The sequence below is a fragment of the uncultured Sneathiella sp. genome (genome assembly GCF_963973085.1).
In the GTDB taxonomy this organism is placed as follows: Bacteria; Pseudomonadota; Alphaproteobacteria; order Sneathiellales; family Sneathiellaceae; genus Sneathiella.
In genome coordinates this window covers 1-10,888 of record NZ_CAXAXA010000014.1, presented here as the reverse complement: position 1 = coordinate 10,888, position 10,888 = coordinate 1, and the positions used below count along the sequence as shown (strand labels likewise).

Sequence of the window (10,888 nt, the reverse complement as noted above, 5' to 3'; positions counted from 1 at the left end):
CAATGCTCCGTTAATTTACGCAGCCTTCAGTGACAAATGTTCTGACGACGGACACTTGTTGAAAAAGCGGATGGCCTTATTGAAGGATTCCGGCCCGGCGTTATGGAGAAGCTCGGCCTCGGTCCAGATGTTTGTTACAAGCGGAATTCGAAACTGATATACGGACGCATGACGGGTTGGGGGCAAGACGGCCCCCTGTCGAAAGCCGCTGGGCATGACATCAACTATATAGCGCTCACCGGCGCCCTACATGCAATCGGATCGAAAGAAAGTGGACCCGTGCCGCCGCTCAACCTGATAGGTGATTTTGGAGGCGGAGCACTTTATCTCGGTTTTGGGATGGTTTGCGGCGTACTTGAAGCAAAGTCATCGGGCAAAGGACAAGTTGTTGATGTTGCAATGACGGATGGTGTATCCCATTTGATGGCGCTTATATTTAACCTTAATCAGTTTGGAAAATGGACCGACACTCGAGCGAGTAATCTTCTCGACGGAGGGGCGCATTTCTATGGTTGTTATGAATGTTCCGACGGAAAATGGATATCCCTTGGCTCGATTGAACCTCAATTCTATGCTGAATTACTGAAAAAAGCCGAAATTGACGATCCACAGTTTACAAATCAGATGAGTTCTGAATATTGGCCTGAACTTAAAGAAAAGCTTGCAAAAAAGTTTCAAACGAAAACCCGAGATGAGTGGTGCGCGGTTATGGAAGGAACAGACATTTGTTTCGCACCGGTTTTGGATATAAGTGAGGCGCCCCATCATCCGCATAACAAGGCGCGTGCCACATTCATTGAGCGTGATGGTATCGTTCAACCCGCACCTGCCCCACGCTTTAGCCGGACAATACAGGAAATACAGGGTCCGCCGCCGCAACCAGGCCAGCATACAGAGAAAATACTGCGGGATTGGGGGTGTTGACCATATCTTATTTGACAGGAAGGTTGTGCTGCGACGCCGATTAAAGCGCTCACACTAGGTTGCTTGTTAAAACTTTGAGCATTTATTTTTGAGTCAATTCTTTCGTGATCTTGTTGCAAATTAGTAAAATAGATTACCCTGTTTCATACGTAAGCGTCCATTTGTGACACGTTTTTATGTGTTGACAGGGCACTGTCATGTGTGGACGGCTCCGTTTTTTGCAAGGGATAAATTGAAGTAATTCTGATCGAAGCGGGTTGCAGTCATTTATCCGGCCTGTTTGCGCGGTGCGTATGACCGCTGGTCCTTCTGTGAGGCCTTGAATTGCGGCCATTTCAGAAGCCACGGGCCGGTATGGTGATCGGCGTTTAAAGGCCGGTGACATGACCGCAACCAGCCACCGGAAAACATCATGTTTTTACCTTGCCATTGGAGCGCCGTCCAGACAGGACTGCACCGTTTATTGCTTCAACGCCTCATTGAATTGTTTTAGAACTTCGCTGCCGGGCTTCCCGCGGCCATCGAGATCCTTTGCCCATTCGGCGGCAACTTCATCCGAATGTTTTGCGAAGGATTCACTGTCGGATTTGCTAAGGGTATAATATTCAATCCCCGCCTTTTCCATTTCCGCAATGGCCTTACCGACACCTTCATCGATATTTTTGCACATGGTTTGTACCATACTTTCGCTCGCGCTGGTCATGGCGGACTGCACGTCGGCAGGAAGCTTGCCCCATACGTCTTCATTGATGACGAAAGTTACAATAAAGCTACCGAAATTACCACCTCGAGTGCCGTATTTGAGCAATGGCACCAAGTCATAGGAAATGACACTCTGATTGGGGAAGATGAGTCCGTCCAATGTTCCCCGCGAGAGGGATTCTCGCGTTTCCGTTGCTGTCATGCGAACTGGAACGGCACCAATTTTACGGGCGAAAATATCCATAGCACCGCCTGTGCTGCGCAGCTTAAGACCTTCGGCATCCGCGGCATTCGTCACTTTTTTCTTAGCCGTATAAATCTGATACGGCTCCAGCACGAACGAGAACAGCAGTCGGACCTTGTTGTCCCCGAAGTCCTGAGTTTTTATAGGGTCTTCATTGGAGACTGTCCAGTAGGCGTTTGTGCCCTGGCATGATGTGGCAAAGCTGCCCGGCAATTGGGCCACACCGGAGAGCGGCATTTTATCCGAAACATAGGAAACCCCAACATAGCCGATATCGGTCACGCCATTTTGGGTGAGCGCCAGCATATCTTTCGATTTGCCAAGTTGCTGAGCCGGGAAGTGATCAAAAGTAACCTTCCCATCGGTCAGTTTCGTAACATCCGCCATCCACGGCTCAATCGCTTGTTTCTGAATAAAATGCGAGGTCGGGAAGGAATGCGCAAACCGAAGCTTTATTGCGTCATCCGCCAATGTCGCTTTTACAGGCGCGCTCATCGCCAGCACCGTCGCAGCCGTAAATATAAACTTTGAAACGATTTTTCTCATTTTTCTCCCTTTCCAATGCGCCTGAATTTATTATTGAATGTGCCAATTGACTGGCACCGCTGTATAGTGGCGCTTACTTATTCTGAATACGGACCTTGATTGTTCCGTTATTGGTACAATATACCATATTGAGAACAAATCAAGCTAAAGGGGAAGATCTTGAGCAAAAATATCGTAAAAGGGCCGCGCTCACCTGCGCGCGTCATGCAGCTACTGGAAGAGCTCGCGAGCGATACAGAGGATTTAACGCTCGCTAAATTGAGCGCGCGCCTCGATACGCCCAAGACCAGTCTGCTCAGCCTTCTACGCTCCCTGGAGACGGAAGATTATATCGAGGTAAATAATAAGGCCTACCGCTTGGGAGCGAAGACGATCCGCCTCGGCAATCTTATCAGTGCGAAGATGAAAGCCTGGTCGTCCTTCCCCGCCGCTGTCCGCCCATTTTTGCTGGCATTATCAAGAGAAAGTGGTGAGACGGCTTTATCCGGTGTTATGGGGGAGGAAAAGGACCACGGCGTTTTTATAGATATGATCGAAGGCAACGGTACTATTTATCTTGCCTCTGTTATCGGCGCGCGGCGTCCATTATATTGTACGTCTTTCGGGAAAGCCTTGCTCGCATTCCAAAGTATCAATTTTATCCATAGCTATATGGCGGACGTTGATCCGGTGTCTCCCTTGACGGGCGAAAGATTTTCAAAAGACGAGATACTTGAGGATCTTAGCACCATCCGAAGAACCGGAATTAGTGTGACCATGGGGGATTCAGTTGAAGGAGCGGGCGGTGTCGCGTCGCCGGTGTTCGGTTCGGACGGCGAGATCATGGGATGTATTACACTTGCCGCCCCCTTGGATCGGCTGAACGCAAATTTGAAGAAATACAGCGAGTTGGCGCATGCCGCAGGTAAGCGCGCCTCGCAATTTATGGGTTATTCCATGCCTTATCCCGGATCGAAAGAGTAGATTACCGCCCGCGCATTTCTGAGTTCGGGCTATGTGCGGTTCTCTGACCGGGATGGATCCGGGTCCCTCTCCCACAATCATATATGCAGCAAGTGACATCCACTGCTTCTGACCGCATTTATACACTGCGATAAATTATCGTTTGAGGAAAATGCGGCTTGACAGGATATGTCGGTCTCGATATTTTGGTCTTAAATAAGAACAAAATTCTGATATCAGAACAAATAGGAATTGATGAGTTGCAATATTAACTCACTAGCGCGGCAGCCTTTTACAGTTCAGCACTTTGTTTCCGCGAGGGTAATGCGTCATTTTGATGATCAGAGAACGAGATGAGGGAGGTTCGTAAATGTTGTTTCGGAGTTTATTCTTTGCGCCGGCAAACAGACCTGAACTGCTGGCCAAGTTTCCGCGGTTTTCGGCGGATTGCTACGCCATAGATCTGGAAGATGGAACCCCGCCCGATGACAAGATTGTGGCGCGTGAAGCGCTTGCGGACAATATCGACATGCTGAGAATGGCCGATGTTAAAGGGCTAGTTTATGTGCGTGTGAATGAGCCGGGTTCGTCTCTCTTTCTCGACGATATCGCCGCCGCCGTGAACTGCGACATCGACGGAATTATCATTCCCAAGCTGGAGACGCCGGAGCAGTGCAATCCTATTATTTCCGCTGTAGCGGCGGCTGAAAAAGCAAATGCGGATAAGCGGCCCGTGAAGATTATGGGCGGTATCGAATCCATGCTGGGCGTGCTTAATGTAAATGAACTTTGCCGTGCGAATGATTTGATGAGCTCGGTTTTCTTCGGAGCCGAAGATCTGGCGTCGGACATGGGCGCGCGCCGGACAAAAGAAGGGGACGAGGTTCTTTACGCCCGCTCCCGCGTCGTTTTGGCGGCGAAAATTGCCAGTATCGTCGCGATCGATCAGGCGGTCATCGATGTCCGAAATGACGAGCAGTGCCGCACGGATGCCAGTAAAGGGCGCGATCTCGGTTATGAGGGCAAGATATGCGTCATTCCCCGGCAGATCGATATCTGCAATAGCGTCTACGCGCCAACAGACGAAGAGGTTGCGGAAGCTGAGGAGGTCGTCGCTGTATATAAGGAAGCAATGTCCAAGGGGATTGGAACGATTGACTTCAAGGGCAAGATGATTGACGGGCCTCTTCTCAAGCGCGCCGAGGCAACTCTGGCTATTTCCGCGATCATCAAGAACCGGGAGAGTGCGTGATGCGGGAACTGACCGTCGCGGAGCTGGATTTATCCGGCCTTATCAAGAAATCGGAAACGGTTATGTGGGGCAATGCCTGCGCAGAACCGCTAACCCTGACCGAAGCGCTAGTCGAACAGCGCAAAAGCCTAGATAGCGTTATCATCTTCATGGCCTCGGCTTTCTCCAATACTTTTTCGCCGGAACATGCCGAAGATTTGACATTTATCTCGACTGGCGGGGTCGGAACCGCTGGTGTCCTGACCAAAATAGGGGCTTGTGATGTAATCCCCTGTCATGTGTCTCAGGTCGCCGGCTATATCGAAACGGGGAAAATTCCCTGTGATGTCGTTTTTGTCCAGCTCAGCCCGCCCAATGATCGCGGCGAATATAGCCTGGGAGTTACGAGTGACTTTATATACACTGCGGTAAAAAAGGCCCGGATCGTTATCGCGGAAATCAACAGTCAAACGCCCCGGACCTTCTGTTCGCAGCCGCTGACGGCGGATGATATCGATTATTGCATCTATTCCAATCGTCCCGTCGTCGAGATGCAGCCTGCACCCGTTACGGAGATTGATTGCAAAATCTCTGCATTTTGCCAACCGTTCATTCCGGAAAAAGCGACGCTTCAGGTTGGCATCGGCGGCGTGCCAGAGGCGCTGATGGCGGATTTGAGTTCCCGTCGTGGGCTCGGAATTCACTCCGGCATGATCGGAGATAGTGTGGTCGATCTTGTAAATTCCGGAGCCATCACTAATGAGCATAAAGAGATTGACCCTGGTATTATCGTGACAGGTGCTCTTATCGGAACAAAGAAGCTCTATGATTTTGCAGATAATAATTCCGCCTTGCGTATGGTGCCAGCATCCGTCTCCCATGATATTCGAGTCGTATCGCAGCTTTCCAACTTTGTGTCTATGAATTCTGCCCTTGAGGTGGATCTGACCGGTCAAGTGAACGCGGAAGGCATCGGCGCAAAATATTTTGGTAGCGTGGGTGGGCAGGTGGACTATGTCCGCGCAGCCGGTCTTTCACCGGGCGGGGTCTCTCTTATCGCCCTGCGAAGCTCAGCTAAAGGCGGTGCCGTCAGTAAAATCGTTTCTCAGCTCTCCGGCCCGGTCACAACGCCGCGAAGTGATGTCGGTGTTGTGGTAACGGAATTAGGGGCAGCGGACTTAAGAGGTCTCCCCCTTTCCCGGCGGGTAAAGGCCATGATTTCCATCGCACCGCCTGAGCATCGCGCAAGACTGGAACGCGAAGCCTATGATTTGCTGAAATTAAGCGCCTAAGCGAAAAAGGGCGAAATGATGTAATGGAACAGCAAATGCAAAATATGGGCGGCCCGCTGGCCGGATACTGGTTATCGATAAAGAGAAGGAATATCCACAATGACAGATGCCATACTGTTTGACGAGAAGGATGACATCGTCGTCATTACCATAAATCGTCCCGAAAAATTGAATTCGATCAATCAGGATGTTCGAACGGGTCTGCTGGCAGCATGGGAACGGTTTGAAAAAACGCCCGAACTGAAGGTCGCCATTCTGACAGGAGCCGGAGAAAAAGCCTTCTGCGCGGGAATGGACTTGAAGGAAGCGGCCGACATGATGCTGGGGGTTCCGGCGCGCGATTTCATTCCCATTGTTGGCGACAGTGTAACTGTGACCAAGCCGATTATCGCGGCTGTCAATGGGCTCGCTTTTGCTGGCGGATGGTTGTTTGCCCAGATGTGCGACCTCTGCATCGCATCGGAAAATGCGGTTTTCGGGATTACCGAGGCAAAGGTCGGACGCGGAATGCCCTGGGCGGCCCCGCTTGGCAACATGATTCCCCCACGGGTGATGATGGAGTTATTGCTGACGGGCGATCCCCTTTCGGCACAACGTGCACTGGAGATCGGATTCGTCAATAAGGTCGTACCGAGTGCAGAGCTACTGCCCGAAGCAATTTTGATGGCCAAGAAAATTGCGGCGAATGCGCCACTGACAGTCACGGCTGCCAAGGAGCTTGTTTATCTCTCGTCGGAAATGGGACGATCCGCGGCTTTAAGGGCCGCATATCATCTGTTTGAACCAGTCTATCGGAGCGAAGATGCTCTCGAGGGTCCACGGGCTTTCGGCGAAAAGAGGTCGCCGAAATGGCAAGGAAAGTAAAAGTGGCGCGTAGGCGAGGAGACTCGACATGATGGAGAAGATTGATCGATTGATCAGCTTGGTTGAACGAGCGGTTCTGACGTTGTCTTGTGTCTGCCTGTTCGGAATTATGATAATTGTAACGGTTGACGTCATATTGCGATACCTGTTTTCGTCACCGCTCAGTTGGTCATACGATTTAATTTCCATGTACCTCGCCACATTGCTGTTTTTTGCGGCTGTTTCCGATTCTTTCCGACGCGGCAGCCACGTGAGAATTGAATTATTTAACAAATTTGGATCAACCCGGGTGCGCGCAGCATTTGAAGTGATCGGATTTATTTCAGCACTGGTTATGTTTTACGTTATGTTCGAGGTCAGCCTCGAGGATGCCGTGAAGAGCTTATTCGGCGGTGATGTGATCAGTGGCGCAATCGCCTGGCCAACTTGGATCCCATATATGATGGCGTCTTGTGGCTTTGGGTTGCTCGCCATTCGTATCGTTTTCACTATTGCAGAACGTATACAAGTTATTGTGACGGGGCAGCCGATTTTCCGCTCAGTTGAAAATCTGGAATAGGTGGATAGCGATATGATGTTTTTTGGAACCCTCGTCTTGTTGCTTATGCTTGTTTTCGGTATGCCGGTAGCCTTTGCACTTGGGATTGCTGGGATGGTTGGCCTTTTCACGATTGGTGGTTTGTCAATGGTAGAAGGCGTGCTGCGGACGGTTTCGCTTGCAACGACCTCGTCTTATGAATTGCTGACGATTCCGATGTTTATCTTGATGGCGGAATTTATTATCGTTAGTCGCATAGCTGACGAACTTTTCGATTGCGCCAAAACATGGATAGGGCGAACACCCGCGGGACTTGCCATCTCGACAGCAATTGCAGGCGCCGGCTTTGGTGCAATTTCAGGATCAAGCACAGCGTCTGCAGCGACATTATCGGCGACGACAATCCCGGCAATGTTGCGGAATGGTTATAATCCCCGTTTTGCATCGGGAGTTGTCGCAATTTCGGGCCCACTAGCGATGCTCATCCCGCCAAGCATTGCGTTGATTCTCTATGGCCTAATAGCGGATATCAGTATAGGCAAGCTGCTGATTGCTGGCATAATTCCCGGTATTCTTGTCACTTGTGTAATCATTTTGACATCACTCTTGTTAGTCATGCTATTCCCCCACTTCGCGCCGGCAGGCCGCGCCTACAGTATGGTAGAGAAAATCCAGTCATTGGCGGTTATCGGTCCCATGGTTGTATTGATATCACTGGTGACCGGCTGCATATATCTCGGAATTGCAACGCCAACTGAGTCCGCTAGCCTTGGGGCTTTTGGTGCAATGTGCATAGCTTTAGTACGCGGCCGTCTTTCCTTCCAGAGCTTTTATACGGCCGTGCGCAAGGCTGCGGCGACGAGTTGCATGATCGTCATGATTATAATTTGCGCCCATATTTTCAGCTACTATTTTACCCTAACGGGAGTTACGCAGGAGCTGGTTGGAGTAGTCGCCGCCCTTAATGTAGAGGCTTGGGTCATCCTCTCGCTAATTATACTGCTCTATCTCGTGCTCGGCTGTTTCATGGACCAGATTGCCATTCTTTTTTTGACGGTTCCGATTACCCTGCCGATAATTCTAGCTCTGGGATATGATCCGTTCTGGTTTGGTGTTGTCGTTATCATAACTGCTGAGATTGGTCTGGTTACGCCGCCCATTGGATTGAATGTGTTTGTCGTTTCCGCCTACTCCAATGTCAAGGTGAAAGACATTTTCATTGGTGTTTCGCCGCATGTTGTCGCCCATTTGTTGATTATCGTCCTGCTGGTCATTTTCCCTGCAATCGTAACCTGGCTGCCAGAGACAGTTCGGTAGGATCCGAAGCGCGATATACGACGGGGTGAAACAATCATTTTTTGAAAGTGAGAAGGAAAAATCAAGATGAAGAATAAACTTTGCGAAATGTTCGGTATCGATGTGCCGATTTTTGCCTTTTCTCATTGCCGAGACGTCGTTGTTGAAGTCTCTAAAGCGGGTGGCATGGGTGTTCTGGGAATGGCGCGGATGGATCCGGATCGCGTGGAGGAAGAACTCAGCTGGATTGATGCGCATATAGATGGGCGGCCTTATGGCATTGATGTGCTGATGTCGGGAAATGTCGAAGATTCAGGTGATCTGAAATATGAACCGGAGAAACTGTTGCCGGCGGAACATATCCGGTTTGTCCGGGATATGCTGGATAAAGCGGGCGTGCCACCGTTGCCCGAAGCCGAAGAGAAACAGATTATGCGGGATATCGTCAAGGGTATGAATTTCACCCCGCGCGAAAGTCTTGATATGATTGAGCGGGCCATGAGCCATCCGATAAAACTGATTGTCAATGCGCTGGGAACGCCACCAGCCCATCTGATTGAAACGGCTCATTCCAAAGGAATTAAAATAGCGGCTCTGGCTGGCAAGCCCCGGCATGCTATCAAACATAAAGAAGCCGGCTGTGATTTCGTTATTGCCGTTGGGACAGAAGCGGGCGGTCATACCGGCGACATTTCTTCTCTGGTGTTATGGCCGAGTATTGTCGATGCGGTCGATCCCATGCCTGTTTTGGGCGGCGGCGGTGTTGGCCGGGGCAGACAACTTGCGGCGGCGCTTGCCCTTGGCTGTGAGGGCGTCTGGTGTGGGTCCATCTGGTTAAAAACTGTTCAGAGTGAGGTTCCGCCGGAAATCAAGGCAAAGATGTTTGAAGCATCGGCGGATGATGCCATCTTGACCAAGAGTGTCACGGGCAAGCCATGCCGGACGCTTAACAACAAGTTTTCTCAAGCCTGGAATGCACCGGGCGCGCCCGCAATGCTTCCTGCCCCTCTTCAGAACTATCTCTGGTGGCAAGAGGGGCGGTCGAGAGTGGAACGGGTCCGCGCAAAAGACTTCCTGACCTATCCGGTTGGCCAGATTGTCGGTGATATGAAAGAAGAAACCAGCGTCAAGGAAGTTGTTTATGATTTCATCAATGAGTTGCTGGAATCAAAAGAACGCATGGACAGAATGCTCGGAGAATAGGTTTCTAGGCACCCCATAATAATTTCCCCATTTCCCCACTTTTTTTAGGGGAAATAGGGAGAGACGAGGGCGCATTAGCCTGATGTTGTGTATGGCGTAGTGAAGTGATCCAGAAAATCCGAGCAGTGGTTTAAGGTGTATCTTCAACGTGAAAGAGGGCACTGTCATGTATGGACGCCTCCTGAATTGCAAGAGATTTCTGATTTGGCGGCGGGACGGGTTTGCAGTCATGTATCCGGCCTTTCGTTGCGGTACGATGACCGCTGGCCCTTCTGTGGTTGCCGGTGATAATGCAAGAAGTCTTTTTGAGGGTAAGCGTCCATTTGTGACACACTTGTTTTTCGGGCTTTGAATGTGATCATTTTCTTTGGTTTACGGATGAATGGAGAAAATGATTATGGCACGGGTATCAGCAGCGAAGTCGTTGGAACTTGAGGCCTTCTGGCGGTCTCACCTGGAGGACTAGCAGCGCAGCGCGCTGAACCAGCGGGAATATTGTGAGCTTCACGGCCTGCCGTTGAAGCGGTTCGGGAACTGGCGGGCAAAGCTCGGTGATAACGGGTCGGTGCCCAAGGGCAAACTGCTTTACCGACCCCGCAGCCGCCTCAACCATATGGCTGACTATATGGTTGACAGGGAAACGGGCCCGGTGACACCGGGCTATATCCCCTCAGGCCGAACAACCTTGCCAGAGGCGCGCCGTAACTTCAGCGAGGCCGACAAGCGCCGCATCGTCGAGGAAGCCTGTCATTCGGGAGGCTCTGTATTGAGTGTTGCCCGCCGCTATGGGCTCGATACCCAAATGCTATTCCGCTGGAAGCAGAAGTTCGCGGTACCCTTACCCCAAACCGAGACATGCGTCCTGCCTGTCACGGTTAGTGATGTACCGGCGGCATCAGATGGCTGTGCGCAGCCTGGACTGGAAGCAGGGCCGGCAGCACCCGTTATTATCGACCGCGTTGCGCCCGGGATTGAGGTGGAGCTTGTCGGCGGGCGCCGGGTCCGGTTTGCTCCTGATGTGGATCCGGAGACCGTGCGCAGTCTCGTTACCTGTCCGTCGTCAGAACATTTGTCACTGAAGGCTGCGTAAATTAACGGAGCATTGG

At 51.0% G+C, this 10,888-nt stretch carries 9 protein-coding genes and 1 pseudogene; 9 read left to right on the top strand and 1 reads right to left on the bottom strand.

The features are described from left to right. Window positions 1-63: 63 nt before the first annotated feature. A pseudogene (locus AACZ19_RS18295) lies at window positions 64-924 on the top strand (CaiB/BaiF CoA-transferase family protein); the annotation flags it as partial. Window positions 925-1,384: 460 nt separating this feature from the next. On the opposite strand, the gene dctP reads toward AACZ19_RS18295, so the two are convergent. Next, window positions 1,385-2,416: a TRAP transporter substrate-binding protein DctP gene (dctP, locus tag AACZ19_RS18290; protein ID WP_339635944.1), complete on the bottom strand. Its 1,032-nt coding sequence runs from the start codon at window positions 2,414-2,416 to the stop codon at window positions 1,385-1,387. A 159-nt stretch (window positions 2,417-2,575) separates the two neighbouring features. Between dctP and AACZ19_RS18285 the strand changes: the two genes are divergently transcribed. The 8 genes from AACZ19_RS18285 (at window position 2,576) to AACZ19_RS18250 (ending at window position 10,872) form a co-directional block, all read left to right on the top strand. Then, entirely contained in the window at window positions 2,576-3,379 is an 804-nt protein-coding gene (locus AACZ19_RS18285) for an IclR family transcriptional regulator (protein ID WP_339635943.1), read from the top strand. Between the two features lie 349 nt (window positions 3,380-3,728). Then, window positions 3,729-4,610 carry a CoA ester lyase gene (locus AACZ19_RS18280; protein ID WP_339635942.1) on the top strand — a complete coding sequence of 294 codons (882 nt, stop codon included), beginning with the start codon at window positions 3,729-3,731 and terminating at the stop codon, window positions 4,608-4,610. Beyond that, window positions 4,610-5,881, top strand: coding sequence for an acetyl-CoA hydrolase/transferase C-terminal domain-containing protein (locus AACZ19_RS18275; RefSeq protein WP_339635941.1), 1,272 nt, complete (start codon window positions 4,610-4,612; stop codon window positions 5,879-5,881). Before AACZ19_RS18280 ends, AACZ19_RS18275 begins: the two co-directional genes overlap by 1 nt. A 99-nt stretch (window positions 5,882-5,980) precedes the next feature. After that, window positions 5,981-6,745: an enoyl-CoA hydratase-related protein gene (locus AACZ19_RS18270; protein ID WP_339635940.1), complete on the top strand. Its 765-nt coding sequence runs from the start codon at window positions 5,981-5,983 to the stop codon at window positions 6,743-6,745. Between the two features lie 28 nt (window positions 6,746-6,773). After that, window positions 6,774-7,304 (top strand): TRAP transporter small permease, encoded by a 531-nt coding sequence (locus AACZ19_RS18265; RefSeq protein WP_339635939.1) that lies wholly within the window; start codon window positions 6,774-6,776, stop codon window positions 7,302-7,304. A 12-nt stretch (window positions 7,305-7,316) separates the two neighbouring features. Continuing rightward, window positions 7,317-8,600 carry a TRAP transporter large permease subunit gene (locus tag AACZ19_RS18260; protein WP_339635938.1) on the top strand — a complete coding sequence of 428 codons (1,284 nt, stop codon included), beginning with the start codon at window positions 7,317-7,319 and terminating at the stop codon, window positions 8,598-8,600. Between the two features lie 66 nt (window positions 8,601-8,666). Continuing rightward, window positions 8,667-9,782, top strand: coding sequence for a nitronate monooxygenase family protein (locus AACZ19_RS18255; RefSeq protein ID WP_339635937.1), 1,116 nt, complete (start codon window positions 8,667-8,669; stop codon window positions 9,780-9,782). Window positions 9,783-10,299: 517 nt separating this feature from the next. Further along, window positions 10,300-10,872, top strand: coding sequence for a transposase (locus tag AACZ19_RS18250; RefSeq protein ID WP_339635936.1), 573 nt, complete (start codon window positions 10,300-10,302; stop codon window positions 10,870-10,872). The last annotated feature ends 16 nt before the right edge of the window (window positions 10,873-10,888 follow it).